General features: G+C 69.6%; 21 protein-coding genes. 7 read left to right on the forward strand and 14 right to left on the reverse strand.

Translation table 11 applies throughout. The features are described from left to right. Positions 1–5: 5 nt before the first annotated feature. Entirely contained in the window at positions 6–908 is a 903-nt protein-coding gene (miaA, locus tag ABLG96_RS14510; protein WP_353648073.1) for a tRNA (adenosine(37)-N6)-dimethylallyltransferase MiaA, read from the reverse strand. Beyond that, the gene (locus ABLG96_RS14515) at positions 905–1,624 is read right to left on the reverse strand and encodes a hypothetical protein (RefSeq protein WP_353648074.1); all 720 of its coding nucleotides are present in this window, start codon (positions 1,622–1,624) and stop codon (positions 905–907) included. The genes miaA and ABLG96_RS14515 overlap by 4 nt, the downstream gene beginning before the upstream one ends. 670 nt (positions 1,625–2,294) lie before the next feature. Here ABLG96_RS14515 and ABLG96_RS14520 point away from each other — a divergent pair. After that, positions 2,295–3,623: a DUF349 domain-containing protein gene (locus ABLG96_RS14520; protein ID WP_353651517.1), complete on the forward strand. Its 1,329-nt coding sequence runs from the start codon at positions 2,295–2,297 to the stop codon at positions 3,621–3,623. An 18-nt stretch (positions 3,624–3,641) separates the two neighbouring features. On the opposite strand, the gene ABLG96_RS14525 is transcribed toward ABLG96_RS14520, so the two are convergent. Next, positions 3,642–4,151: a GNAT family N-acetyltransferase gene (locus ABLG96_RS14525; protein ID WP_353648075.1), complete on the reverse strand. Its 510-nt coding sequence runs from the start codon at positions 4,149–4,151 to the stop codon at positions 3,642–3,644. Further along, positions 4,144–5,673, reverse strand: a complete 1,530-nt coding sequence (gene miaB / locus ABLG96_RS14530) for a tRNA (N6-isopentenyl adenosine(37)-C2)-methylthiotransferase MiaB (protein WP_353651518.1) — start codon at positions 5,671–5,673, stop codon at positions 4,144–4,146. Before miaB ends, ABLG96_RS14525 begins: the two co-directional genes overlap by 8 nt. Before the next feature lie 360 nt (positions 5,674–6,033). Here miaB and ABLG96_RS14535 point away from each other — a divergent pair, with 360 nt between their 5' ends. From ABLG96_RS14535 to ABLG96_RS14550, 4 genes are all read left to right on the forward strand, one after another. Next, positions 6,034–6,762: an amino acid ABC transporter ATP-binding protein gene (locus ABLG96_RS14535; RefSeq protein ID WP_353651519.1), complete on the forward strand. Its 729-nt coding sequence runs from the start codon at positions 6,034–6,036 to the stop codon at positions 6,760–6,762. 115 nt (positions 6,763–6,877) lie between these two features. Next, on the forward strand, positions 6,878–7,729 hold the full coding sequence (locus ABLG96_RS14540) for a glutamate ABC transporter substrate-binding protein (RefSeq protein ID WP_353648076.1): 852 nt from the start codon (positions 6,878–6,880) through the stop codon (positions 7,727–7,729). A gap of 91 nt (positions 7,730–7,820) precedes the next feature. Continuing rightward, positions 7,821–8,501: an amino acid ABC transporter permease gene (locus ABLG96_RS14545; protein ID WP_353648077.1), complete on the forward strand. Its 681-nt coding sequence runs from the start codon at positions 7,821–7,823 to the stop codon at positions 8,499–8,501. Further along, positions 8,501–9,397: an amino acid ABC transporter permease gene (locus ABLG96_RS14550; protein ID WP_353648078.1), complete on the forward strand. Its 897-nt coding sequence runs from the start codon at positions 8,501–8,503 to the stop codon at positions 9,395–9,397. Before ABLG96_RS14545 ends, ABLG96_RS14550 begins: the two co-directional genes overlap by 1 nt. A gap of 81 nt (positions 9,398–9,478) precedes the next feature. Here the strand turns inward: ABLG96_RS14550 and rny are convergent, their stop codons facing one another. The 6 genes from rny to ABLG96_RS14580 all read right to left on the reverse strand — a co-directional run bounded on the left by rny (position 9,479) and on the right by ABLG96_RS14580 (position 17,857). After that, the gene (rny, locus tag ABLG96_RS14555) at positions 9,479–11,353 is read right to left on the reverse strand and encodes a ribonuclease Y (RefSeq protein ID WP_353648079.1); all 1,875 of its coding nucleotides are present in this window, start codon (positions 11,351–11,353) and stop codon (positions 9,479–9,481) included. Positions 11,354–11,767: 414 nt separating this feature from the next. Further along, positions 11,768–12,355 carry a regulatory protein RecX gene (locus ABLG96_RS14560; protein WP_353648080.1) on the reverse strand — a complete coding sequence of 196 codons (588 nt, stop codon included), beginning with the start codon at positions 12,353–12,355 and terminating at the stop codon, positions 11,768–11,770. An 83-nt stretch (positions 12,356–12,438) separates the two neighbouring features. Further along, entirely contained in the window at positions 12,439–13,476 is a 1,038-nt protein-coding gene (gene recA, locus ABLG96_RS14565) for a recombinase RecA (RefSeq protein WP_353648081.1), read from the reverse strand. Positions 13,477–13,870: 394 nt separating this feature from the next. Further along, complete coding sequence (locus tag ABLG96_RS14570) at positions 13,871–14,077, reverse strand: DUF3046 domain-containing protein (protein WP_353648082.1); 207 nt, start codon at positions 14,075–14,077, stop codon at positions 13,871–13,873. A gap of 219 nt (positions 14,078–14,296) precedes the next feature. Then, the gene (locus ABLG96_RS14575) at positions 14,297–16,891 is read right to left on the reverse strand and encodes an Hsp70 family protein (RefSeq protein ID WP_353648083.1); all 2,595 of its coding nucleotides are present in this window, start codon (positions 16,889–16,891) and stop codon (positions 14,297–14,299) included. A gap of 147 nt (positions 16,892–17,038) precedes the next feature. Next, a complete protein-coding gene (locus tag ABLG96_RS14580) occupies positions 17,039–17,857 on the reverse strand; it encodes a PspA/IM30 family protein (protein ID WP_353648084.1) in 819 nt (272 codons plus the stop codon). Positions 17,858–18,138: 281 nt separating this feature from the next. Here ABLG96_RS14580 and ABLG96_RS14585 point away from each other — a divergent pair, with 281 nt between their 5' ends. Then, positions 18,139–20,103: a VWA domain-containing protein gene (locus ABLG96_RS14585; protein ID WP_353648085.1), complete on the forward strand. Its 1,965-nt coding sequence runs from the start codon at positions 18,139–18,141 to the stop codon at positions 20,101–20,103. An 88-nt stretch (positions 20,104–20,191) separates the two neighbouring features. Here the strand turns inward: ABLG96_RS14585 and ABLG96_RS14590 are convergent, their stop codons facing one another. From ABLG96_RS14590 to ABLG96_RS14600, 3 genes are all read right to left on the reverse strand, one after another. Further along, a complete protein-coding gene (locus ABLG96_RS14590; protein WP_353648086.1) occupies positions 20,192–21,481 on the reverse strand; it encodes a GNAT family N-acetyltransferase in 1,290 nt (429 codons plus the stop codon). Between the two features lie 74 nt (positions 21,482–21,555). After that, a complete protein-coding gene (locus ABLG96_RS14595; RefSeq protein WP_353648087.1) occupies positions 21,556–22,191 on the reverse strand; it encodes a CE1759 family FMN reductase in 636 nt (211 codons plus the stop codon). Then, complete coding sequence (locus tag ABLG96_RS14600) at positions 22,191–23,312, reverse strand: LLM class flavin-dependent oxidoreductase (protein WP_353648088.1); 1,122 nt, start codon at positions 23,310–23,312, stop codon at positions 22,191–22,193. Before ABLG96_RS14600 ends, ABLG96_RS14595 begins: the two co-directional genes overlap by 1 nt. Positions 23,313–23,448: 136 nt before the next feature. Between ABLG96_RS14600 and ABLG96_RS14605 the strand changes: the two genes are divergently transcribed. Continuing rightward, the gene (locus tag ABLG96_RS14605) at positions 23,449–24,168 is read left to right on the forward strand and encodes an alpha/beta hydrolase (RefSeq protein ID WP_353648089.1); all 720 of its coding nucleotides are present in this window, start codon (positions 23,449–23,451) and stop codon (positions 24,166–24,168) included. Between the two features lie 9 nt (positions 24,169–24,177). On the opposite strand, the gene ABLG96_RS14610 is transcribed toward ABLG96_RS14605, so the two are convergent. Continuing rightward, positions 24,178–25,563: a hypothetical protein gene (locus tag ABLG96_RS14610; RefSeq protein ID WP_353648090.1), complete on the reverse strand. Its 1,386-nt coding sequence runs from the start codon at positions 25,561–25,563 to the stop codon at positions 24,178–24,180. Positions 25,564–25,595: the final 32 nt, after the last annotated feature.

The following is a 25,595-nucleotide window of genomic DNA, read 5'->3' on the forward strand; positions in this document are numbered from 1 at the left end:
ACTAGTCAGCCGGTCACCGCGGCCACCGCGGCCACCGCCAGGTCGGGGCGGGCGCCGTCCAGGTCGATCCGGCGACCGTCCCGACGGAACCAGGAACGCTGCCGGCGGACGAACCGACGGGTGGCGGAGATCGTCCGCTGCACGGCGTCCTCCAGCGAGCAGAGCCCGTCCAGGGCCTCGATCAACGGTGCGTAGCCCAGCGCCCTGGACGCGGTGACACCCTCCCGCAGGCCGGCACCGAGCAGTTGCTCCACCTCGCCCGAGAAGCCGTCGTCCATCATCCGGTGCACCCGGAGCGCCAGCCGCTCGTCCAGGGTGTCCGGCTCCAGATCGAGGGTGAGCAGCACGGCACCGTAGCGGGCGGCACCGGAAACCGGCATGGTCGCGCTGAACGGCGCCCCGGTGAGCGCGACGACCTCGAGCGCACGGACGATGCGGCGGCCGTTCGAGGACAGGATGTGCTGTGCGGCAACAGGATCCACTCGATCGAGCTCGGCGTGCAAGGTCTCTGGACCCTCGGCTTCCAGTCGCTGCAGATAGTGCTCGCGCAGTTGCGGATCCGTCCCGGGGAAGGCGATCTCGTCGATCACCGACTGGATGTACAGCCCCGATCCGCCGACCAGCACGGGTGTACGGCCCGCGGCGATCAGCTGCTCGATGACCGCCCTGGCCTCCCGCTGGTAGGCCGCGACGCTCGCCCGCTCGGTCACGTCCAGCACGTCCAGCAGGTGGTGCGGAACCCCCCGACGCTGGTCGGGCGGGAGCTTGGCGGTGCCGATGTCCATTCCCCGGTAGAGCTGCATCGAGTCGGCGTTGACGACCTCGCCGTCCAGCCGCAGCGCCAGCTCTACAGCGAGATCGGACTTGCCGGTTCCGGTGGGTCCGGCGACGACGACCAGCCGGCTCATCGGCGTCCCCATCGCAGGATGTGGTGGCCGACGCCGTAGGGCATGACGAGGTCATGGGCGGAGACGTCCCAGCCGCCTGTGGATCCGGCAAGCGCGGTCAGTACCGCGGGCAGCACGGTCGGCAGGGTCGCCCCCAGGTCGGCCGCGAGCTGGGGGGACCCGGCTGTGGATCCGAGCCACTGCCGGGTCGCGGCCGGTCCACCGGTCAACGCCGCGTGCAGGGCCGCGTCGTAACCAGCTGCGCGCTCGTCGGGACCGCCGGGTGCTGGCTCGCCGTGGGCCGTGGATCCGTCCGCCGCGACGAGCAGTGCGCTCCCGTCATCGTCCCTGTCCAGCTCGGCAAGTCCGTCGGTCACCGATGCGCGGTCGGCAGAATCCGCGTCACCCGGGAGGTCGCCGGGAGCCGACGGTGCGAGCGCTCCGGCGTCGAGCGGGACCACTCCCAGCAGGGCCCGGGCGACGAAGTGGCAGCCCGGGAAGCCGGCAACACAAGCCCCCCCGCGGTACGGATCGGTGCCCAGGTCCATGGGCAGGACCCGGTCCCACCGCGACCGACCGGTAGCGCTCACCCCCAACGCCGACCAGCGCGACACGTGCGTGGTGTCGATCAGCGCGCCGACGGATCGACGCAGCGCGCTCTGCTCGGCCAGCAACAACGGGGCCACCGACGGGATCAGCCACGGCGCGGCCGGGACGAAGAGGACGGCCGTGATCACGCGCGCAGCCTAACCGCCGGACCGGTGCCGGACAGGGCCGCACTCGCCACCCAGGACGTCACCAGGCAGACTGGTCCTGCCGTCGACCTGGTCGACCGCACACGACCGGGGCGCTCGAGGTGCCCGGGGACTCCAGTCCCCCACGACGCAGGAGGGCATCACCGTCATGACCGAACCGACCGCCACCCCCGACGCAGCAGAACCCACTCCGGACTCGGCGAGCGGATCGCCGTCCGCAGAACCGACGGTCGACGCCACCTCGTCCGAGTCCGGATCTGCTGACACCCACGTGAGTGCTGCGGACGCCCAGGTCGAACCGGTCGACGCCGTCGACGCGGTCCCGGCGGCAGCCGCAGCCCCCTCGGACGAGCCCGCGCCTGCGGCAGCCGAACCCGCAACTCCGGCCGAGCCCGAGCCTGCGGCAGCCGAACCCGCCACTCCGGCCGAGCCCGAGCCTGCGGCAGCCGAACCCGAGCCCGCAGCAACCGAGCCCGCACCCGAGCCCGCAGCCACGGAGCCGGCCACCCCTCCCGCGCCCGCAACAACCGAGGCGGCACCCGAGGCGGCACCCGAGGCGGCACCCGAACCCGCAGAGACCGAGCCGGCACCCGAGCCTGCGGCCGCCGAACCCGCAGAGACGCCGACCCCGGCGCCGGCGGACCGCCCCTCCGTGAAGCCGGGGTCCCCGGGAGGACGCCCCCGCTCGGGCAAGCCGTCCCGTCCGGGGCGACCGGGTGCACCCGGTGGCCGGCCCTCCGCTGCTGCCGTGGTCGAACCCCTCATCACCCCGACCGACCCGCACGAGTGGGGCCGCATCGACGACCAGGGAGTGGTTTTCGTGCGGACTGCGGACGCCGAGCGTCAGGTGGGTATCTGGCAAGCGGGTGACGCCGAGGCCGGCCTGGCCCACTACGCCCGCCGCTTCGATGACTTCTCCACCGAGATCGCCGTGCTCGAGGCCCGGCTCGCCTCCGGCTCCGGCGACGCCAAGGCCACCCGCCAGCAGGCGCTGCAGCTCCGCGAACAGGTCGGCGAGCTCGCCGCGGTCGGCGATCTGGACTCCGCCGCCGCCCGCCTCGAGGTCGTGATCGGGGCTGCCGAGCAGGCGGTCGCCGGAGCCTCGCAGGCGAGGGCCGAAGCGCGTACCCGCTCGATCGCCGCCAAGGAGGCCCTCTGCGTCGAGGCCGAGGAACTTGCCACCTCCACCCAGTGGAAGACGGCAGGCGATCGGTTCAAGACGATCGTCGACGACTGGCGGAAGATCACCGGCATCGACCGCAAGACCGACGACACCCTGTGGAAGCGGTTCGCCAAGGCGCGGGACACCTTCTCGCGTCACCGGGGTGCACACTTCGCCGAGCTGGACAAGCAGCGTGGCGCGGCGAAGTCCGTCAAGGAGACGCTGATCAAGCGTGCCGAGGAGCTCTCCAGCTCCACCGAGTGGGGTGACACCGCTGCGGCCTACCGCGACCTGATGGACGACTGGAAGGCCGCCGGCCGTGCTCCGCGTGAGGTGGAGGATGCCCTCTGGGGACGGTTCCGTGCCGCCCAGGAAGCATTCTTCGCGCGTCGCAACCAGGTCTTCTCCGAGCGCGACGCCGAGTTCGAGGGCAACGCGGCGATCAAGGAACAGCTCCTGCAGGAAGCCACCCCGATCGATCCGGTGGCCGATCTGGACGCTGCGAAAGCAAAGCTGCGCTCGATCCAGGAACGTTGGGAGGCGGCCGGCAAGGTGCCGCGCGAACGGATCCGGGAACTCGACGGCAAGTTGCGCGCCATCGAAGACAGGGTGAAGGCCGCGGAGGACGCGCACTGGCGACGGACGGATCCGGAGACCTTGGCTCGGGTCGCCCAGTTCCGTGACCGGGTCGAGCAGTACCGCGGCCAGGCGGGGAAGGCCCGCGCTGCCGGCAACGAGCGCAAGGCCAAGGAGGCCGAGGCGCAGGCCGCGCAGTGGGAGCAGTGGCTCGCCACCGCCGAGAACGCCGCGGAGAGCTGAGCGCGTCGACCGGTCCGCTCAGGGCCGGTCGGGCGTCAGCTCGATCGTCAGGAACGCGCTGTGCGGGTCGTCGGCGTATTCCCCGAACGGCCCGCACGGGGTGAACCCGAGTCGTTCGTACAGCCTGCGGGCGGGGGCGAAGTAGTCCTGGGTGCCGGTCTCCAGGCTCACCCGGCAGATGCCGGCCTCCCTCGCTGTCGCCAGCAACCGTCGCACGACGTCCTGTGCGACCCCTGACCCGCGAGCGGCCGCCCGAGTGCGCATCGACTTGATCTCAGCGAGCTCCGCCGAGAGTTGCTTGAGGGCTCCGATCCCGAGCAACTCGCCGTTCCTGCGCGCGGACAGGAACGTGATCGCGGGATGGACGAGGGCATCAGGGTCCAGTGCGTGCACGCTCTCCGCCGGGGAGGTGGCGAACATGTCCTGCAGGTGCTCGGTGAGTAGGTCCAGCACGTCAGGTCGGCGCGGGTCGTCGACCCGGATGTCCACCGCCGCAACGGATTCCGGGCCCGGCTGGAGCTCAGCCACAGCCGTGGGCGGTCGGCTGGGGCGGTGACTGCGGACGACCCAACCCCGGCATGCCCAGTCCCACCCCTGGGGTGGTGGGTCGCTCCCCCGCCTCGGACTTGTCGCCGGCCCGGGTGCGGCGATGGGTCAGCAGGTCGCCGTCGGCGATCAGGTGGTGCGGCGCCGCAGCGGTCACCACCGAGGTGACGACGTCCCCCGGACGGATCTGCCGGTCGATACGTGGGCCGGTGGGCGTGAAGTGCACCAGCCGTCCGTCGCGAGCTCGGCCGGACATCCGCGCAGTGGCGGTGTCCTTGCGTCCTTCACCGGCGGCGACGAGCAGCTCGACCTGGCGTCCGATGATCTCGCGATTCCCGGCCCAAGCAGACTCCTCGACCACGGCGGTCAGCCGCTGGTACCGGTCCTTGACCACCTCCGGCGGGACCTGGTCCGGAAGCGTGGCTGCGGGCGTGCCGGGTCGCGGCGAGTACTGGAAGGTGAACGCGGCGGAGAACCGGGCGTCCCGGACCACGTCGAGGGTCTGCTGGAAGTCGTCCTCCGTCTCCCCGGGGAACCCGACGATGATGTCGGTGGTGATCGCCGCGTCCGGCATCATCGCCCGCACGTCCGCGAGGATCCCTGCGTACTTGGCCGTGCGGTAGGAGCGGCGCATGTGCTTCAGGATGCGGTCGGACCCGGACTGCAACGGCATGTGCAGCTGGTGGCAGACGTTGGGTGTCTGCGCCATCGCCTCGATCACGTCGGTGGTGAAGTCCTTGGGATGTGGCGAGGTGAACCGGACCCGCTCCAGACCGTCGATCTCGCCGCAGGCCCGCAGCAGCTTGCCGAACGCCTGCCGGTCGCCGAACTCGACGCCGTAGGAGTTGACGTTCTGCCCGAGCAGCGTCACCTCCAGCACACCTTCGGCGGCCAGCATCTGCACCTCTGCCAGCACGTCACCAGGACGCCGATCCGATTCCTTGCCGCGCAGCGACGGGACGATGCAGAAAGTGCAGGTGTTGTTGCAGCCCACCGAGATCGACACCCAGCCGGCGTACGTCGAATCGCGCTTGGCCGGCAGCGAGGACGGGAACACCTCGAGCTGCTCGAGGATCTCGACCTGCGCGACCGCGTTGTGCCGGGCGCGCTCCAGCAGCGTCGGCAACGATCCGACGTTGTGGGTGCCGAACACGACGTCGACCCAGGGCGCGCGTCGGACGATCTCGGTGCGGTCCTTCTGCGCGAGGCAACCACCGACCGCGATCTGCATGTCGGGGTTGTCGGCCTTCGCCGGCGCCAGCTGGCCGAGGTTTCCGTAGAGCTTGTTGTCGGCGTTCTCGCGGACCGCGCAGGTGTTGAACACCACCACGTCCGCCGTACCGACCCCGGTCGCGGCGACGTAGCCCGCCGCCTCCAGCAGCCCAGCGAGCCGCTCGGAGTCGTGCACGTTCATCTGACAGCCGTAGGTCCGCACCTGGTAGGTGCGTGGGAGGCCGTCCGGACGGAGCGCGGCGGCAGCCGCACCCGCGACGGGCGCGGCGATCAGGGGGTTGTCGAGCACACTCACGACGATCAGCGTACGTCCGGCGCGGGGGTGCGCCCGAACACCGGCACGCGGCGAGCACGCTCGATCCGGCCGTCGACCGGACACCACGTCGGACGCCCTCGCCAGGCCCGCCGAAGAGTGCTGTCCCGAGGCAATCGAAGCAGGTCGGCGGCGCGGATTCCGGCTCCGGACCGCATAAAGATCAGGTAACCGATCGGTACTCAACTGCGGACAGTGAGCGTTCCGTGTGAAAGTGTTGCTCAACCGCGGAAACTGCGGGGACATTCGCGCAGGACGAAAGGGCCCGTGTTGACCGAGCTGAGCAAGGACACCGCCGCGGGATCGACCGGTACACCGATGGTCGGGATGTACGCGGTCGAGAAGCACTTCGGTGATCTCCACGTGCTCAAGACGATCGAGCTGACGGTGCCTGCCGGGCAGGTCGTCGTGGTGCTGGGTCCGTCCGGATCGGGTAAGTCGACGTTGTGCCGGACCATCAACCGGTTGGAGCCGATCGACTCGGGACGGATCGAGATCGACGGCGCGGAACTGCCGGCCGAGGGCAAGGCGTTGGCGCAGCTGCGCTCCGAGGTCGGCATGGTGTTCCAGTCGTTCAACCTCTTTGCCCACAAGACGATCCTCGAGAACGTCATGCTCGGTCCGATCAAGGTCCGCAAGTTGGACAAGGGCAAGGCCAGGGAGCTGGCGATGTCGCTGTTGCAGCGCGTCGGGATCTCCGAGCAGGCGAACAAGCTGCCCGCCCAGCTCTCCGGCGGTCAGCAACAGCGGGTTGCGATCGCACGCGCACTGGCCATGCAGCCCAAGGTGATGCTCTTCGACGAGCCCACCTCCGCGCTCGATCCGGAGATGGTGCAGGAGGTCCTCGACGTCATGACGTCGCTGGCCAAGGAGGGGATGACGATGCTCGTCGTCACGCACGAGATGGGCTTCGCCCGCCGCGCCGCCGACCGGGTGCTCTTCATGGCCGACGGCGAGATCGTCGAGGACTCGGTTCCCGACGAGTTCTTCACGGCCCCGAAGTCGGGTCGCGCCAAGGACTTCCTCGGCAAGATCCTCACCCACTGAACGGAACCCGTACGACCGTCGCCCGCACAGCAGCCTCGTTCGGGTGGCCCAGATGTCTCGGACCGGGACCGACCCGGTACCGCCATCCCATCAGGAATGACGGAAGGAATCATCCATGAAGAACCGCATCCCAGGCCTCGTCGGCCTCACCGCGGTTGTCGCACTGGCGCTCTCCGCCTGCGGCAGCTCCGACCCTGCGGCACCCGCTGCCGGCGCCTCGTCCGTGATCGACAAGATCGCCTCGGACAAGAAGCTCACCATCGGCATCAAGTTCGACCAGCCTGGTCTGGGTCTGCGCAACCCGGACAACACCTACTCCGGCTTCGACGTCTCGGTGGCGAAGTACGTTGCCAAGGAGCTCGGCGTCGAGGAGTCGGCCATCACCTTCAAGGAGACCCCGTCAGCCTCCCGCGAGACGGCGCTCAAGAACAAGGAAGTCGACCTGATCTTCGCGACGTACTCCATCACGGACAAGCGCAAGGCCGAAGTCTCCTTCGCCGGTCCGTACTTCGTCGCCCACCAGGACCTCCTGGTGAAGTCCGACGCCGCCGACATCACCGGGCCGGATGCGATGGACGGCAAGATCCTCTGTTCGGTCAAGGGTTCGACGTCCGCCCTGAAGATCCAGACCGACTACTCGAAGCAGGTGCAGCTGAAGGAGTACGGCGGCTACTCGGACTGCGTCAACGCGCTCAAGACCGGCGCGGTGGATGCGGTGACCACCGATGACATCATCCTGGCCGGCTTCGCCGAGCAGAACGCCGGCGCGTTCAAGGTCGTCGGCAAGGGCTTCTCCGACGAGAAGTACGGTGTCGGCCTCTGGAAGGACGACACCAAGACCCGCGACGCGGTGAACGCCGCTATCACCAAGATGCAGACGGACGGTTCCTGGAAGAAGGCCCTGGAAGAGGCGGTCGGCAAGTCCGGCTACGCCGTCCCCGAGCCGCCGGCCATCTCCGAGAAGTGACCCCAGTTCGCTGACTCCGCTGCCGGGCGATCCGCCCAGGATCGCCCGGCAGCGATCGGTCCGACCACCACCACCTCCACCGGGGAGCGGGATGAACTTCGATTTCGTGTCCGAGTACGACGTACTCGGCGCCTTCTGGATGACGGTCCAGCTCACCTTCTGGTCGGCGATCGGGGCGCTCCTGTGGGGAACGATCCTGGCAGCGATGCGGGTCTCTCCCGTCCCGCTGATGCGAGGTTTCGGCACCGCGTACGTCAACATCGTCCGCAACATCCCGCTCACCCTGATCATCCTTGCGATGTCGGTCGTGCTGGCCGACACGTTGGGCATGAATCTGTCCTCGCGTGACTCCCCCACCTACATCGACGACAACTCCTTCCGGCTGGCGGTCGTCGGCTTCATCCTTTACACCGCGACCTTCGTCTGCGAAGCCATCCGGTCCGGCATCAACACGGTGCCGCCCGGTCAAGCGGAAGCGGCCCGCGCCATCGGGCTCACCTTCCTGCAGAACATGCGCATCATCGTGCTCCCGCAGGCTTTCCGAGCGGTGATCGGGCCGCTCGCGAGCGTGCTCATCGCACTCACCAAGAACACCACGATCGCCTCCGCGATCGGGGTCGCCGAGGCCTCGTACCTGATGGCTCAGATCCTCGAGACCGAGGCTGCGCTGTTCGCCACCGCCGCCGTCATCGGCCTCGGATTCATCGTCCTCACCCTGCCGGTCGGACTGATCCTCGGTCGGGTCGCGAAGAAAGTCTCGGTGAAGCGCTGATGTCCGCCGCCTCCGTCCTGTACGACGCCCCCGGTCCGCGCGCCAAGGCACGCAACCTCGTCCTGACCATCATCTTCGCGATCCTCGTCGCCGGCACCCTGTGGTGGGCCATCGACATCCTGGCCGGGACCGACCAGCTCGACGGCGACAAGTGGAACCCGTTCCTGACGGCAGGAGTCTGGACGACCTACCTGCTGCCCGGCCTGGCCGCCACCTTGGAAGCCGCTTTCTACGCCCTCATCGGGTCTCTGGTCCTGGGTGCGGTACTCGCGCTGGGACGACTCTCCGACCACGTGTGGGTGCGCCTGCCGGCCGCCTGGGTCGTCGAACTGTTCCGGTCGATCCCCGTGCTCGTCATGATGATCTTCTTCAAGCAGCTGTACGTCGACATCGATCTCGGCACCCCCGACCAGCGACCGCTGTTCGCGGTGGTCACCGGGCTGGTGCTCTACAACGGTTCGGTGCTGGCCGAGGTGTTCCGCGCCGGGATCCTGTCGCTGCCCAACGGCCAGACCGAGGCTTCGAAGGCCATCGGCCTGCGCAAGGGTCAGATGATGCGGCTGATCCTGCTGCCCCAGGGCTTCACCGCGATGCTCCCGGCGACCGTCAGCCAGCTGGTGGTGATCGTCAAGGACACCGCTCTCGGCTCGATCATCCTGTACCCGGAGCTGCTGGCCGCCGGCCGTCAGATGACGACGCAGTACGGCAACCCGGTCGCCACCTACGTCGGGCTTGCGCTGATCTTCGTGCTGGTCAACTTCATCCTGACGTCGCTGGCCGGCTTCCTGGACAAGTTCATGAACCGCAAGCGCCGAGGACCGAAGATCGACATCACCCAGGCAGCCGGGGGGCTGGGCGGGTCCAACATCGTTGTCCAGTCGGCGAGCGCCGTCTGAGGCGGGGTCCGCAGCGTCCAAGCTGGGCACCGGACAGTCGTCCATGGCGCGCCTGGCGTCTGCCCGAAGGATGCGCTGCTCTCAGCGGGCGACCTCGGTTGCCCGCGACTCACGGATCACCGTCACCCGGACCTGGCCGGGATAGGTCAGCTCCTCCTCGATCTGCTTGGCCACCTCGCGCGCCAGCACGTGTGCCTCCAGGTCGTCGACGATCTCGGGCTTGACCATCACCCGCAGCTCCCGGCCGGCCTGCATGGCGAAGACCTTCTCGACGCCCTTCTTGGCCGACGCGATGGACTCGATCCGCTCCAGCCGCTGGACGTACGACTCGAGCGACTCGCGGCGCGCCCCCGGACGCCCACCGGAACAGGAGTCGGCCGCCTGCGTGAGGACTGCCTCGACGGTCGCCGGAGCCACCTCGTCGTGGTGCGCCTCGATGCAGTGGGCGACGTCGTCGCTCTCGCCGTACTTGCGGGCCAGCTCGGCCCCGACGATCGCGTGCGAGCCCTGGGCCTCGTGGGTCAGCGCCTTGCCGATGTCGTGCAGGAACGCACCGCGGGTGACGACCTTCGGGTCGACGCCCAGTTCGACTGCCATCCCCCGGGCGATGTGAGCGGTCTCGACCAGGTGACCCAACACGTTCTGCCCGTAGCTGGTGCGGTACTTCAGCCGCCCCACCAGGGTTCGCAGCTCCGGGTGCAGCTTCGAGATGCCGACGTCGAGCAGCGCATCGTCGGCCGCTCGGGCGCAGAGCGCCTCGACCTCGTCCACCGCCCGCAGGTAGGACTCCTCGATCCGGTGCGGATGGATCCGCCCGTCCTCGACAAGCATCTCCAGGGTCACCCGACCCACCTCACGCCGGACCGGATCGAAGCATGACAGCAGCACTGCCTCGGGGGTGTCGTCGATGATCACGTTCACGCCGGTGATCGTCTCGAAGGCGCGGATGTTGCGGCCCTCACGGCCGATGATCCGGCCCTTCACCTCATCGGACGGGAGGTGCAGCACCGACACCACAGTCTGGGCGGTCTGGTCGGAGGCCACCCGCTGGATCGCATCGGCCACGATCGCCCTGGCACGTTGTTTCGCCGTGGCCTCGGCCTCGGCCTCGATCGAGCGGACGAGCAGCGCCGCATCGCGTCGCGACAGCTCCTCCTGACGCGCCATCACTTCCGCTCTTGCGTTCTCCGGAGTCAGCGCGGCCACCCTGGACAGTTCGGCCTCGACAAGGCTCGCGCGTTCGTCCAGCTCCACGACCCGGCCGTCCAGCTGACGACGGAGCTCGGAGTACCTGCCGCGTTCGGCGGCGGCTTCCTCGGCCTGTTGGCGCGTCGACGCGAGCGATTCCCGCAGCGCGACCCGCGAGCGCTCGAGTTCGGCCTCGTCGGCCCGCAGTCGCTCACGATCGGCGGCGACCCTGCGCTGGTCGTCGGCGAGCGCGGACTGCACAGCGGTCAGTCGGTCCCGGCCGGCCTCCAGCTCTGCCTGTCGCGCGGCCAACGGCCCGGCGGCCTCCTGCTGCCACCTGTCGTGCGCCAGACCGCGGTCGGCCCGCAACTCCGCCACCGTCGCGCGGAGCCCGTCCCGTTCGGTGGCAGCGCGCTCGCCCTCGCGGCGGGCCTGCTCGACCTGGGACCGGTGCTCGGCGAGCTCACCCGTGGTCTGCTCGATCCGGCTACTCACCTGGTCCCGTTCGGCGCGAGCCTGGGCCACTGCACGCTCGAGCTCCGTGACCCGCGCCCCGTTGTCCGGGCCGCCGGTCTCCTCCGGCAGGACGGGGGCACCGGCCGCTGCGGCGGACGGCGTGGCTGGCAGCTCAGCCAGCGCGCGACGGACGACTTCCTGCAGCTCGTCGGGACGAAGGCCCGGCTGCGCCGGCGCTGGTTTTCGCCGCAGGAGCACCACCACGAGTACGACGACAGCAACGGCCAGAACGGCCAGCAGAACCTGATCCATGTCGTCGCTCCTGACGTCGGTCCGGTTCCCGCATCGACGTGCGGAGACTCGGACTACTGACAGGAGTGCCCGACACCAACCGGGTGGACGAAAGGCGGGGACGCTGACGCCCGACCTCACGATCGGTACGGCAGAGCAGACCCACGGACGAACAGGGCTCTCGACTACTCGACTACTCAACGGATGCGGCCGACACGGCCCTTGATATCAACTGCGGAACTCCGCGGCTCCGGCCCCGAGGCCGGTGCACAGTTCCGTTTTGTAACACTCCTGTGACCACGACGATAGGGATCGCCCCCCAGCCGGTCAAGGCGACCGGCCGCCACCTCCCACCCGCACTCACGGGGTCGTACAGAGCAACCGGGCACCGAGCAACCGGGCATCGGGTGCACGGCCGATCAGGAGCGGACCGGATCAGGCGGACCCACGCTGCGCGGCCGCCGCCAGTGCCTCGTCGACCACAGAGACGGCGAGGGCCGATGAGTACCCGCGTCGCGAGAGTTGGCCGAGCAGTCTGCGACGAGCCGCCTCCGGTCCGGCAGCCAGCGCCGAGGCGAGCCGCTTGCCGATCAACTCCGTCGCACGGCGACGCTCGGCATCCTCGTCGATGGTGGTCACTGCGCCGCGGAGATCGTCCTCGGCAACACCCTGCCTGCGGAGCTCGGCCTCGAGCCCGTAGCGACCAAGACCGCGGTCGCGATGTTTGGCAGTCACGTAGAGCTCGGCGTAGGCCTGATCGTCGATCAGACCCAACTCGGTGTAGCGATCCAGCACAGCCTCGGCGACGTCGTCCGGAATCTCCTTGGCTTTCAGCTTCCCCGCCAGCACCGCCCGGGGCCGCGGCATCATCGCCAGTTGTCGCAGGACGATGTCCCGCGCCTTCGCCGCGTCGGCGCCCGGTGGTACGACGGTGGCGGTGGTCGGCTCCGCTGCCTGCCCCATCGCCGCGATGCTCGCGGCAAGCGCGATCAGGGCCTCGGCACGGGGGTCGTCGTTCGTCATGGTGTCTCCTGCCCATCGGGTCGGCCCGCCTCCCTGAGCAGGGAGGCGGGCCGTATCACGAGCGGTGATCGATCAGGTGATGATCAGAAATCGACCGGGGCCGGCACCGGACTCTCGTCGTCCAGCCTGGCACCGACGCCCAGCTTCTCCTTGATGCGCTTGTCGAGCTCGTCGGAGATGTCCGGGTTCTCCTTGAGGAAGGTCCTGGCGTTCTCCTTGCCCTGGCCGAGCTGCTCGCCCTCGTAGGTGTACCAAGCGCCGGCCTTGCGGACGAAGCCCTGATCGACGCCCACGTCGATCAGCGAGCCCTCGCGGGAGATGCCCGATCCGTAGATGATGTCGAACTCGGCCTGCTTGAAGGGCGGCGCGACCTTGTTCTTGACGACCTTCACCCTGGTCCGGTTGCCGACCACGTCGGTGCCGTCCTTCAGTGCCTCGATCCGGCGGATGTCCAACCGCACGGAGGCGTAGAACTTCAGCGCCTTGCCGCCGGTCGTCGTCTCGGGCGAGCCGAACATGACGCCGATCTTCTCGCGCAGCTGGTTGATGAAGATCATCGTCGTGTTGGTGTTGGACAGCGCACCGGCGATCTTCCGCAGGGCCTGTGACATCAGGCGGGCCTGGAGTCCGACGTGACTGTCGCCCATCTCGCCCTCGATCTCGGCGCGCGGTACGAGCGCTGCGACCGAGTCGATGACCACCAGATCGATGGCACCGGAGCGGATCAGCATGTCCGCGATCTCCAGGGCCTGCTCACCGGTGTCGGGCTGGGAGACCAGCAGTGCGTCGGTGTCGACGCCGAGCGCCTTGGCGTACTCGGGGTCGAGCGCGTGCTCCGCGTCGATGAAGGCGGCGATACCGCCGGCGGCCTGGACGCTCGCCACCGCATGCAGGGTGAGCGTCGTCTTGCCCGAAGACTCAGGGCCGTAGATCTCCACGATCCGGCCGCGCGGGAGTCCGCCGATCCCCAGCGCGACGTCGAGCGCGATGGATCCGGTCGGGATGACCTCGATCGGAGCGCGGCCCTCGTCACCCAGACGCATCACCGATCCCTTGCCGAACTGCTTCTCGATCTGGGCGAGGGCGATACCGAGTGCCTTCTCGCGGTCCGGAGCGGTCATGACCCACCAATGCCTTTCTGTGTGTGCCGCGCTCGTCGGCGGCACAGTCGTGTCCGGGTGGGACGGGTTCGTCCCCACTCGTCGAGGCCCCCCGGAGAACCTCCGGAGACGTCCCGGCGGAGCAGTGCGCCGCCGGTTGGTCCTTGATGTCGATGACGCTAGGGACGACCACCGACAGTGGCGTTGACGAGTGCTGATGCTGTGGATGGATTACGGGTCTGTGGACAACTTCGAGCCTCTGACCGGCCTGTCCCGACGTTCACCGGGGCGAGTTCGGTTCGACGCTCGACACCACTGTAAGCCGTACAGGTGTTCGATCACAGATCGGCGCGCGGCGTGTCGCGCGGACAACGGCGACCACGGGCTCGATCCGACCTGCCCGTGCAGTTGCGGGTCAGTCCAGACCGAAGCGGATGCGGTGCGGCACGTCGAACTCGCGGCACATCTCGTTCCAGATCTGCCGGGGCGGGACACCCGCCTCGAGCGCCTCGTCGGCGGTGCGTCCACCCAGCGCCGAGAAGACGTGGTCACGAGCCACGGAGGGGGCGCGCAGGTCGCCGAAGTGGGCGACCATCAGGGCTCGGAACTCGGTGATGCGCATCGGCAGCGATGTTACCCGGCCCCCTCGGGCAGACTGGCCCGCATGGATGCGCTCGGGCTCGACTCGTGGTTCGGGCAGGCCGTCATCCTGGTCGGCCTCCTGGTGGCGCTCGCCCTGCTGATCCGGCAGTGGCGCGGCCGCCGCTGACCCGGGTCCCACCACCCGCGGCAACCCACCCCGCTCCCGGCCGGCCCCGCGCCTCCCGGCCAGGGCCGCAGCTCAGCCCTGTGGCAGCAGGACGGACTTCCAGTAGGCCTCGTGGGCCGTCTGCAGTGCCCCGACGGTCGATCCCTGACCCGGGGACCCGCCCTGCTGCACCTCCGCGGTGCTCATCACCAGCACGGGGGTGTCGCCCAGGGTCCAGATCAGTCGCGAGGTGTCGTCGTCGATCATCCCGGCAGCGGACTCCCCGGTGCGCCCGCCCTGCGACCAGTCGGAACGGGTGTCGCCGGCCGCCAGCGACTCGAACACGGCGTCCCGTCCCGAGACGTCCTTGAACTGCAGGTAGACGGCGACCAGCACCAGACCGTCCGGGGAGAACGAGCACGCTGCGGACGAGACCGTCTGCCCGGCGCCCGCCGCCTCCAACTGCTCGAGCTGGTCGCCGGAGGTGAAGCACAGCGACTTGTTCGCCACGGCGGCACCGGACACGGCGCGGACGCAGGGGGACATGTGGTTGTCGTCCAACGGGGTCGCCGGGCACCCGCTGCCACTGATGGCGCTCGCGGACGAGGCCTGGCTGGTCGACTGCGACGCTGTCGAGCCGGCCGTGCCGTCCGCCTCGGGGGCGATCTTGCTGCAGTCCTGCACGTCGACGCTGAAGCCGGTACGGGCGGTGAAGTCGCCGACCAGCGCATCCAGGGTGACCGCAGACGTCTCCCCCGGCGGCCGCACCAGACCGATCAGCGGCAGGCCGGTGTCCTCCCACAGGATGGTCGGGACTTCGTCGGACTTCGAGGGGCCGGCCATGTACCACCCCCGCGACGTGCCGCCGAGATAGGTGCCGCAGGTCTTCGGGGTGAACGAGGCCGGCCCGAGTGCCGACCACAAGGTGTCCCGAGCGGTGGCGTTCGTGGTGTGGAACAACAGGCTGAGGTACTTCTCGTCGGAGCTGAAACAGGCCGACCAGGCGATGCTGAGCACGCCGAAGTTGTTCACGTCCTCCTCGGTGACATCGAGCTTCTTCGGGTCGGTGGTGCACACGGCGTCGGTCAGCAACCCGCCACCGAAACTGCGCAGGCACGCGGTCAACCCACGGTCGTCCTTGTCCGCTGAACAGGTGGCCGGATCCACCACACCGGAGGACGATCCGGAGGACTGGTTGCCGGAGGACGGACCGCTGGACACCGAGCCGGCGGAACCCGTCGAACTCCCCACCTGGCCGGTGCTCGGACCACCCTGGGCGGCGCCGGTCGACCGGTTGGTCAGCACGATGATCAGCGCGGTCGCTGCCAGGGCGAGCACCACGGCCGCCGCGGTCAGCAGCATCGGGAGTCGGGAGCGTCGCCGAGCAGGGGGCAGCCCGGGTCGCGCCGCCCATCCGCTGTCGGTGCTCGATCGTGGCGGCACCCCCGACGCGGGACCGAACGGTCCCTGGGAGCCGCCAGGAGCAACCGGCGGACGGGCGGGCGGCGTGAACGGCGTCTGCCCTGCCGCGATCGGACCACCGGCGGAGGCTCCGGACATCGGACCGTTGGCGGCGGTGGGCGGAGCGTGCCGACGGTGCACCTCCGGCCAGCCGGCAGCACCCACAGCGACCGCGGTCTCCGGCTGGTCGAGGGTGGTGGGCACGACGCCGATCCGTTCGGCGATCTGTTGACCCACCAACGGGATCCGGCTCGATCCGCCGACGAGGTAGATGCCGCTCAGATCCTGCGCCCGGAAGCCGGACCGTTCGATGGTGCGGGCGAGCACCTCGACGGTCCTGACCACCATCGGGCGGATCAGGCCTTCGAACTCGGTGCGGGACAACAATGCATCCGCCAGCGGCGGTGGCAGCGGCACCTCCGTCTGCGGGTAGCGGGACAGCGACTCCTTCGCGGTCCTGACGTCCTCGTGCAGCGCTCGGGCCGCCCGCCGGTCGGCCGGGGTCCTGGGGACGAGCAGCGCACGCCACCGCATCGGGTCGGCCGCGGACGCGCTGCGCCCCAACTGGTCCAGGAGCGCCTGGTCGAAGTCCACACCGCCGACGTCGGCGAGCCCCTCAGCCGCAGCGACCCGATGGATACCGTCCTGCACCGTGACGACGGCGCAATCGACCGTCCCACCCCCGAGGTCGTAGACCGCCAGCGCGGTGCCCTGCGGAGACCGGGGTGCTGCGTGCTGCCAGCCGGCGAAATGGACGGCAGCGGCGACGGGTTCCGGGATCAGCGTCAGCTCGGGCCCCAGATCGGCCTGTCGGGCAGCGGACTGCAGGATGTTGCGACGGACCGAACCCCAGTCGGCCGGATGCGTCAGAATGACGACGTCTGCCGTCCGGCCGGCGTTCTGTCGACGTGCTTCCTCGCCGACCCGGCGCAGGACGGCTGCGATCACCGCGACCACGGGCATCACGGTGTCGCCGAGCATCACCTCGCCGTCGTCGACCCGACGCTTCGGATTGGGCTCGAAGCGCTCTGGAGAAAGGCGGGCCCGCCGTTCGGCATCCCGCCCGACGACCAGCTGGCCGGCTTCGTCCAGGAAGACCGCGGACGGCATCCACCCGGCACCGTCGATCGACAGCACCCGCGGTGCGCGGTTCGGTTGGGCGATCGCAGCGACCGTGTTCGAGGTGCCGAAATCGATGCCGAGCATCACCTGACCTGGCCCCGTCATCGGATCACCTCACCACCCCTCGTGCCCGCCGCCGTAGCGTTCGTTCCGCTGGTCCCCGACCGGGATCGGAGCACCGCGCACACCCCAGCAACGCACAACGGCACGAATCCGGCCATGGATTCGTGCCGCGTGCGCGGTGCTTCCCGCTCAGCTCTGCTGGTTGGGCTGCTGCTGGGTCTTGGTGACATCCGGCCCGGCTGCGCCGGCGGACTGGTCGATCGCCCGGGGCTGCTGGGCGGCGAGCTCAGGGTGCAGCTGCTGGCGCAACTGCTCCAGGCGCGAGGCGCCTGCCATGTCGAGGGTGGACTTCTGCACCTCGAGCATCCGACCCTCGACCGAGTTCTGCGTCAGCTCCGCCGAACCCAACGCGTTGGCGTACCGGCGCTCGATCTTGTCGCGGACCTCGTCGAGCGACGGGGTGTTGCCGGGCACGCCGATCGACTGCATGCTCTGCATCGAGCTGGAGATCTGCTCCTGCATCTTGGCCTGGTCGAGCTGCGAGAGCAGCTTCGTCCGTTCCGCGAGCTTGGTCTGCAGGGCCATCGCGTTGTTCTCGACGGCCTTCTTCGCCTGGCCGGCCGCCTGCAGGGCCTGGTCGTGCATGCGCTTGAGGTCTTCCATCTCGCTCTCGCCGGCCACCAGCTGGGTGGCGAAGGCGGTGGCGGTCTGCTCGTACTCGGAGGCCTTGGGGGCATCTCCCTTGGCACGAGCTTCGTCGGCCAGCACCAGGGCCTGGCGGGCGGAGGCCTGCATGCGCTCGACGTCGCCCATCTTGCGGGTGAGCTTCATCTCCAGTTGACGCTGGTTGCCGATCACCGCGGCCGCCTGCTGACTGAGCGCAGCGTGTTGACGCTGGGCGTCCTCGATGGCCTGCTGGATCTGGACCTTCGGGTCCGCATATTCATCGACCTTGGACGAGAACAGTGCCATCAGGTACTTCCAGGCCTTCACGAACGAATTGGCCATCTCAGGTCCGGTCCTCTCGTCACTTGCGACGCGATGTCAGTGGTGTGGGGAACGGATCCTGCCCGCCCGGGCGACTCAGTCGCACCAGGCGGGATGACGTCCCGGCCCCATGGTGTCAGGTTCTTCCGACAGCTTCCCATTCTTCCACGCCGCCGCGCAGGCAGGTCCGGGGAAATCCCGGAGCGAACCCTGTCGGATGACCCTGGATAGAGTTGGGCCGAGCGCGGTGGCGGGTGCCGACCAGGGTCCGCGCGAGGACCGGTGCGATCAGGAGGATCTCGATGGGGCGGCACGCGGATGTGCGTCGACGGCGCGGGATCGCGAGTTGGCCGCTGGTGGCCGCCGGCGTCGTCGTCCTGCTGGTCGCGGTCGCGGTGATGTACGTCTTCGTGCTGAAGAACGACAACGACAAGACCCCCCAGGCGTGCACGGGTTCCGCCTCTCTGACCGTGCTGGCATCCTCCGGCTCGTCACCGGCGGCCCGGGCCCTCAGCGATGCCTTCAACGCCACCGCACCCTCCGCGCGGAGTACCTGCGTCACGTCGCAGGTGGTCACCGCCGCCTCGGGTGACGCTGCCGGCATGCTGGCGGACGGCTGGCAGGGCCGCACCGACCCGCCGCCGGCGGTCTGGATCACCGATGACGCCTCCCAGCTGGCAGCGTTGGAGAATTCGGATCCGGCCATCACAGCCGGCCGGGACACCGAGCCGCTGGCCACCTCACCCGTGGTGCTGGCGATGCGCACCGATGCGCCGGGCGGGCTGACCGGCAAGCGGTCCTGGCAGCAGTTCGCCACCCTGTTCGCGACCGGCGGCGGAACCTCCCGGCAGCATCTGCTCGCCCCGGATCCGCGGGACAACCGCGCCAGTTCCTACGCCCTGAGCTCGATGTTCGCCGTGGACGGTGCGCTGCCGTCGGTCTCCGAGATCGGTGCCGCCACCACCACGGTGCGGTCGATGACCGATCGGCAGTCGACCGACCTGGCGAGCACGGGAGATGCGTTGCAGCTGCTGACCGACGGCGGCGACGGGGCCGAGCGGCTGGCAGTGCCGGTGACCGAGGCCGACCTGGCCGCCTACAACAGCTCGGCCGCCAGTCCCCTGACCGCCGTCTACCCGTCCGGACCGGTGGTCGGTGACGAGGTCTACGTCATCAGCCTGACGATGGACGGGCTGGACGACATCCAGCGTGACGCCGCCACCCGCTTCCACTCCTTCGCCAGGGACACCGCCGGGAGGCAGATGTTCACCGCTGCCCGGATGCGGGTGCCCGGCCTCACCACCTCCACCGCCCCGGGGATCGATGCGGACACGACGGTCACCGTGCTGCCCGGCACCGAGTCCGGCCAGGAGGACGCCTGGGCCGGCACGCTCGGTCTGCCGGGTGACGGCTCGCCCAGCCCCTCCACGACCGGAAGACCGCCCGCGAACTCCGGCACCGCAGGCCCGACCATTCCGCCGGTCCCGAGCACGACCAGCGGGTCGGCCTCGAGCCCTTCGAGCAGCGGGCCGTCGAGCAGCGGGCCGTCCGGAACCCCGCGGCCGTCGACCACCCCGGTCACCTCGCCCACCACGAGGACCTCGGGGTCCAGCACACAACCGTCCAGCACTCCGCCGTCAAGTACCCAGCCGTCCAGTACCCAGCCGTCAAGTACCCCGCCGTCCAGTACCCCGGTCCCGGCGACCGGACCGGGAGTCACGTTCCTGGCCGACACCTCGGCGACCTGGGGAACCGAGGTGTCCGGTCTGACCAGGACCGCATGGCTGCAGCAGGCCCTGACCGGAGCCGTCGCCACCACCGGGACGTCCCGGTTCGGGCTGTGGTCGACGTCGTCGGATCAACCGTCCGGGTATGTCCGGCTCGCACCGCTCGCGGCCAGGTCACCCGCCCTGGACGCCGCCGTCGGAGCACTCTCCTCCTCCGGCGAGCGCCGGTACTACGCTGCGGTTCCAGTTGTCCTGCAACAGGTCTCGACCGCCGCTACGCCTGGCTCCCCGCAGCGGGTGGTGCTCATCACCGACGGCCCCGATCAGACGCCGAGTACATCGCGCGCCGCGGTGGTGCAGGCGATCCGCGACGTGATGGCCGCCAACCCATCGCTCAGCCTCGATGTCGTCGGCGTCGGCGAGAACGCACCCGACTCGGCACTGGTGGCGCTGGCCGCGGCGGGCAACGGCACCTACTACGACGTCGTGTCGACGTCCAGCCTGCCCGCGACCCTGCTGTCGGTGATGAGCGGTACCTGATCCCCACACCGGCAGGCGCAGCCGGTCGGTCGGCCCGCCCGCCGGACAAGCTCCGCCACTTGCAGTGGTCGGATCAGAAGTGGTCGGATCAGAAGTGGTCGGGGCAGAACGGGGCGAGATCCGAGCCGAACGCCAGAGAGGTCGCCGAGGCTGATCCCGGTGTGTGCTCCCGGATCCGACCACTGCGGTGCAGCAGCTCGAGGCTGACCCCGCCGAGGTAGACCGCGCCGAGCTCCAGGATTCCCAGCTCCAGATCGGCGGCACCCCGGGCGCGGGTGACGGTCGCGCCGGCGGGTCCCCCGCGCACCCGGAACCGGCCGTTGTTGCCGGCCAGCAACGGATCGGACACCTGCAGCACCACGTCGAAGTCGGTGCGGTAGGTCCTGGCGGCGAGCGCAGCAGCGACGTCGACGACGCGCAGATACAGGTTGTCCGAGATCTCCGTCCGGATGGCACGCGCATCGGTCACCAGGTGGCGCAGTGGCGCATCGACCGGTGCGCCGTTCAGCGTGAAGGAGCGCGCCAGGTCGACGTCGAGCAGATAGCGCCAGAGACCGGCGTAGGCCTGCGTATCCCCCGCAGCCAGCTCACCGATCCTGATCTCGCCGTCCGGTCCGGTGGCCGACCAGTCGCCCTTGAACCGATAGGTCGCGTAGCCGTCGACGTCGCCGGCCTGGTCGAAGTGCAGCAGATGGCGCAGCTCACCGGCACCATCCCGGTGGAACTCGGCGTCGAAGAGCGCGTGGTCCCACCACGACCCCGGGCGATCGAGGTTGCCGGGACGGTTCGAGCGCCACGCAGCGTGCAGCGGTACTGCCGCGTCGAGGAAGGTCTGCTGGTCGACCTCGTCCACCGACCCGGCCGGACTGACCCCCGGCAGGAACTGCAGACGGGCGCTGGTGCCGGACAGCTTGCTGCGCGACGCGGCGGGTGCATAGCCGAACCGGCCGTAGATCGAGGCCTCTGATGCCCACAGCACGGACAGCGATTCCCCGCGCGCTGCAACGTCCTCCAGCTGGTGCTGCATCATCCGGCGGAGCAGGCCACGACGATGGAAGGGGCCCTGGACGGTGACGTTGGTGACGGCAGCGACGGGAATTGCTGCACCGCCGGGCACGGTCAGCGTCCTGGTGAACGACCCGCAGGTGGCGATCCAGCGACCGTCGACGGTGAAACCGAAGAAGCGATCATGTTCGGCGAGCTTCTTGTCCAGCTCGGTGACCTCGGGCCGGATCGGCTCCTGGAAGCCGCGGGCGATCGCCTCGTGGAACGCCCGGTGGCTACGCGCGGTGACCCGGGTCAGCTTCGGTTCCAGCAGGTGGGGCGCTGCGGGGGCGGAACGGGCGGACGGACGGGTCGGCTTCTTCGCTGCGGGCATGCCCCCATTGGACCGCAGGCGTGTGGCGCCGGACAAACGAGTTGGGCTGGGCCCGGTGCGCCACCGGCCGGCGTTCAGGTGCGCGCGGACCTCAGGAGTTCGTCGATGAACGTCGCCGGCGCTCCGAACGAGTTCTCCTTCACCACCGCGGCCTCGGCGTCCGGTCCCGCACCGCGCGTCGAGCCGGCAAGGAGCAGCCCGCTGAGATCCGTTGCAGCCCGGGCGATCCGCTCGTCGAGGGCCCCGACACCGGCGGCGCCCCAGTCCTCGGTCGCGGCGAACACCGCGGTCGGCACGGTCAGTGCGCCGAGGTAGGACAGCAGCGGCCGGACCGCGTGTTCGAGCACCAGGCTGTGCCGGGCCGTCCCGGCGGTCGCGGCCAGCAGCACCGGCGTCCCCCGCAACGCCCCGGGTTCCAGTACGTCGAAGAACATCTTGAACAGCCCGGAGTAGGAAGCGGCGAACACCGGTGTGACGACGATCAGGGCGTCAGCCGCGGCCACCGCCTCGATCGCCGGGACCAGTGGGCCCGACGGGAATCCGGTGAGCAGGTTGTCTGCCAACGGATGAGCGAGTTCGCGCAGCGCGATCGTGCTGAACTCGAGGTCCTGACCGGCGAGCATCTCGGCGGTCGCAGCGGTCAGACGATCGGCCAGCAACCGGGTGGAGGACGGGGTTCCGAGACCGGCCTCGACGACGACGATGCGCATCAGGATCGCCCGTCCGCTGCGACAGCGACGCCGGTCTGCCGGGCAGCCGCATCGCGAGCAGCGACCAAGGTGGCGTGGGTCGGAGCGTCCGGGACGTGCGCGGGCTTCAGAGCCGCGAACTCCTTGCGCAGCACCGGGATCACCTGCTCGCCGAGCAGGTCCAGCTGCTCCAGCACAGTCTTCAGCGGCAGCCCTGCGTGGTCCATCAGGAACAGCTGACGCTGATAGTCCCCGACGTACTCGCGGAAGCCGAGCGTCCGCTCGATGACCTGCTGCGGGCTGCCGACGGTCAGCGGAGTCTGCCGGGTGAAGTCCTCCAGGCTGGGCCCGCCCCCGTACACCGGGGCGTTGTCGAAGTACGGCCGGAACTGCCGTACCGCGTCCTGCGAGTTCTTGCCCAGGAACACCTGGCCGCCGAGTCCGACGATCGCCTGGTCGGCCGCGCCGTGACCGTGGAACTCGAAGCGCTCCCGGTACAGCCGGACCATCTGCCGGGTGTGCGAAGCGGGCCAGAAGATGTGGTTGGAGAAGAAACCGTCGCCGTAGAACGCCGCCAACTCGGCGATCTCCGGGCTGCGGATCGACCCGTGCCAGACGAAGGGTGCGACCCCGTCCAGCGGTCGAGGGGTGGCGGTGAACGACTGCAGCGGGGTCCGGAACTTTCCCTGCCAGCTCACGACGTCCTCGGTCCACAACCGGCGCAGCAGCTGATAGTTCTCCACCGTCAGCGGTATCCCGTTCCGGGCGTCCCGGCCGAACCACGGGTACACCGGGCCGGTGTTGCCGCGACCCAGCATGAGATCCACTCGCCCGTCGGCCAGGTGCTGGAGCATCGCGAAGTCCTCGGCGATCTTCACCGGGTCGTTCGTGGTGATCAGGGTCGTGGACGTGGACAGGATCAGCTTTTCGGTCAGCGCTGCGATGTGGCCGAGCAGCGTGGTCGGGGACGACGGCACGAAGGGCGGGTTGTGGTGCTCACCGGTGGCGAAGACCTCGAGCCCGACCTCCTCTGCCTTCAGCGCGATCCGCACCATTGCCTTGATGCGCTCGTTCTCGGTCGGCGCACGACCCGTGGTGGGATCCGGAGTGACGTCGCCGACGGTGAAGATTCCGAACTGCATGTCAGCCTCCGTTAGTTGATACGTCAAGTAACTGGTTCAACGGATGGAGTGGTGATTCATTCCCCGCCGCCGTCGACTCGTCGGCACCGGGCTTCCAGGAAGCACATCGTCCTGGTGCCGGTCTACGGTCCAGCACATGACACCTGATCAGATGCGTTCATCGGCGGGCCGCGACATCGTCCTGCTGGGTGGGTTGTGGCTGGACGTCACCGCTTGGGACGAGGTGGCCGCTGCGCTGCGCGGGTTGGGCGACCGTCCGGTCCCGGTGACCCTGCCCGGCCAGGGCGACGGCGTCACCGGAGCCACTCTGCAGGATCAGCTCGACTCGGTCCTTCAGGCCGTCGATGCGGCCCAGCGGCCACTCGTGGTCGGTCATTCGGCCGCCTGCACGCTGGCCTGGATGGCTGCGGATCGTCGCCCGGACGACGTCAGTGGGGTGGCGTTGATCGGCGGCTTCCCGTCCGCCGACGGCGAGAAGTACGCCGAATTCTTCGCCATCACCGATGGCGCGATGGCATTCCCGGGGTGGGAGCCGTTCGCCGGGCCGGATTCGGCCGATCTGTCGACCGAGCTCCGCGCGAAGATGGCTGACTCAGCGATCCCGGTGCCGGAGGGAGTGGCGAGCGGGGTCGTCACCCTGACCGACGAACGGCGCTCGGCGGTGCCCGTCACCTTGATCTGCCCCGAGTTCGGTCCGGCAGAGGCGAAGGAGTGGATCGCTGCCGGCGACGTGCCGGAGCTGGCCGCCGCGCGTGATGTTCGCTTCGTGGACATCGACTCCGGCCACTGGCCGATGTTCACCAAGCCGGTGGAGCTGGCCGCGATGCTCCACGAGCTCGCGCATCCGTCCAGCTGACCGCGCCGGTCAGCGCACGCCGACCCCTGGGTCCACCTCGGCGTCGGGTCCCGGGCGCGGGGCGTCACCGACCCGGCCGGACCGTGGCCAGAGGGCGGTGAACAGCAACGAGACGAGCAGCACCCCGCCGATCCACAGCAGCGAATGATTCCGGTCGGTCTCGGTCGAGACGAAGACCCAGGCGAACAACCTCGATGCCCCGGCGCCGAGCGCCAGCGTGAGCAGCAGCACCGGCACGAGGTCGTCCGAGCGGACGAGGCGCGGTACGACGGCGCCGATGATCGCGCCGCCCGCGACAGCGCCGCCGATCAGGCCGGCCACCGTCAGGAAGATCTCCAGACCTTCGTCGAGGTGCCCGAACTCGACCACTCCGAACGTGGCCGCCAGCACGATGACGACGAGGGCGATCGCCGACATCCCGACCTCACGGGCAGGACGGGTCATCGAGAGGCCGGCGGCGAGCGCCAGGACGAGGACCACCAGCAGCGGCAACCACCAGTCGCGGCCGAGTCCGGCACCCACCGAGGACGTCAATCCGTACAGACAGCCCAGCAGCAGACCGGCGCCCAGCACCAACAGCAGCGCGGCGCGGCCGAGCAGCAACGCGCCCGCGATCGTCACCACCACGAGCACGGCACCGATGGCAGCAGTCCCACCGAGCGCGGGCCGCGGGCCGCCGGACGTCGACAGAAAATAGGTCAGCACGCTGGGAACGACCATGGCCAGCGCGCCGAGCACCGTCGTCAACGCCACAGCCGCCAGCACCGGCCCTTCGGCCGAGCGGATCACGGACAACCCGCCGATGACCAGCACGACCGCGGCGACCAGCACCAGCACGGCGAAGATCCAGGTGGCTGGGCCCCGGGCGACGATCGAGCCGAAGACCGTGGGCAGCAACAGGTTTGCCAGCACCAACACAGAACAGGCGAGGCTCGCGGCGAGGATCCTCCCGCTCCGTGCGAGTGACGCCGCGCAGATGAGCACCAGCGCGCTCGTTGTCCACATCGCGGCCGAGCTGACCATCACCAGCGCCGTGACGACGACATCCGGGGTGACACCGACCAGGGCGGGCAGCAACGACAGCGCGGCTCCGGGTACCAGCGCGATGCCAACGACGACCGGCAGGAGGCGTTGCGCAACCGCCGGCGACCGTGTCCACCACACCAGAGCGGCGGGGAGGGCGAGGGCAGGAATGATGATCGCCAGCCTCGAGTCCCAGTTGCTCTGCACGCTCGCGTTGCCGATCTGGAAGACCCGCGCGAACTGCAACAGCAGCGCCCCGATGAGCACGGTGGTCACCCCGGCCCAGCGAGACGTCGCGGGATCCGGACGGCCGAACGCGCTCGGCAACGCCGAACCGGGTGCTGGTGGATGGGACACGGGCTGGACGGTCATCTGAGCTCCTGGATCGGACGGCACTGTCCGCT

Source organism: Nakamurella sp. A5-74, assembly GCF_040438885.1.
Lineage (GTDB): Bacteria > Actinomycetota > Actinomycetes > Mycobacteriales > Nakamurellaceae > Nakamurella.

Excerpts from the sequence above, each read along its gene's own strand:
- ABLG96_RS14550 (WP_353648078.1), top strand. The coding sequence starts at position 8,501 with ATGTCCGCCGCCTCCGTCCTGTACGACGCCCCCGGTCCGCGCGCCAAG.
- ABLG96_RS14595 (WP_353648087.1), bottom strand. The coding sequence starts at position 22,191 with ATGCGCATCGTCGTCGTCGAGGCCGGTCTCGGAACCCCGTCCTCCACC.
- ABLG96_RS14535 (WP_353651519.1), top strand. The coding sequence starts at position 6,034 with ATGGTCGGGATGTACGCGGTCGAGAAGCACTTCGGTGATCTCCACGTG.
- ABLG96_RS14605 (WP_353648089.1), top strand. The coding sequence starts at position 23,449 with ATGACACCTGATCAGATGCGTTCATCGGCGGGCCGCGACATCGTCCTG.
- ABLG96_RS14585 (WP_353648085.1), top strand. The coding sequence starts at position 18,139 with ATGGGGCGGCACGCGGATGTGCGTCGACGGCGCGGGATCGCGAGTTGG.
- ABLG96_RS14590 (WP_353648086.1), bottom strand. The coding sequence starts at position 21,481 with ATGCCCGCAGCGAAGAAGCCGACCCGTCCGTCCGCCCGTTCCGCCCCC.
- miaA (WP_353648073.1), bottom strand. The coding sequence starts at position 908 with ATGAGCCGGCTGGTCGTCGTCGCCGGACCCACCGGAACCGGCAAGTCC.
- ABLG96_RS14610 (WP_353648090.1), bottom strand. The coding sequence starts at position 25,563 with ATGACCGTCCAGCCCGTGTCCCATCCACCAGCACCCGGTTCGGCGTTG.
- ABLG96_RS14575 (WP_353648083.1), bottom strand. The coding sequence starts at position 16,891 with ATGACGGGGCCAGGTCAGGTGATGCTCGGCATCGATTTCGGCACCTCG.
- ABLG96_RS14540 (WP_353648076.1), top strand. The coding sequence starts at position 6,878 with ATGAAGAACCGCATCCCAGGCCTCGTCGGCCTCACCGCGGTTGTCGCA.
- ABLG96_RS14580 (WP_353648084.1), bottom strand. The coding sequence starts at position 17,857 with ATGGCCAATTCGTTCGTGAAGGCCTGGAAGTACCTGATGGCACTGTTC.
- ABLG96_RS14600 (WP_353648088.1), bottom strand. The coding sequence starts at position 23,312 with ATGCAGTTCGGAATCTTCACCGTCGGCGACGTCACTCCGGATCCCACC.
- ABLG96_RS14560 (WP_353648080.1), bottom strand. The coding sequence starts at position 12,355 with ATGACGAACGACGACCCCCGTGCCGAGGCCCTGATCGCGCTTGCCGCG.
- rny (WP_353648079.1), bottom strand. The coding sequence starts at position 11,353 with ATGGATCAGGTTCTGCTGGCCGTTCTGGCCGTTGCTGTCGTCGTACTC.
- ABLG96_RS14545 (WP_353648077.1), top strand. The coding sequence starts at position 7,821 with ATGAACTTCGATTTCGTGTCCGAGTACGACGTACTCGGCGCCTTCTGG.
- ABLG96_RS14570 (WP_353648082.1), bottom strand. The coding sequence starts at position 14,077 with ATGCGCATCACCGAGTTCCGAGCCCTGATGGTCGCCCACTTCGGCGAC.
- recA (WP_353648081.1), bottom strand. The coding sequence starts at position 13,476 with ATGACCGCTCCGGACCGCGAGAAGGCACTCGGTATCGCCCTCGCCCAG.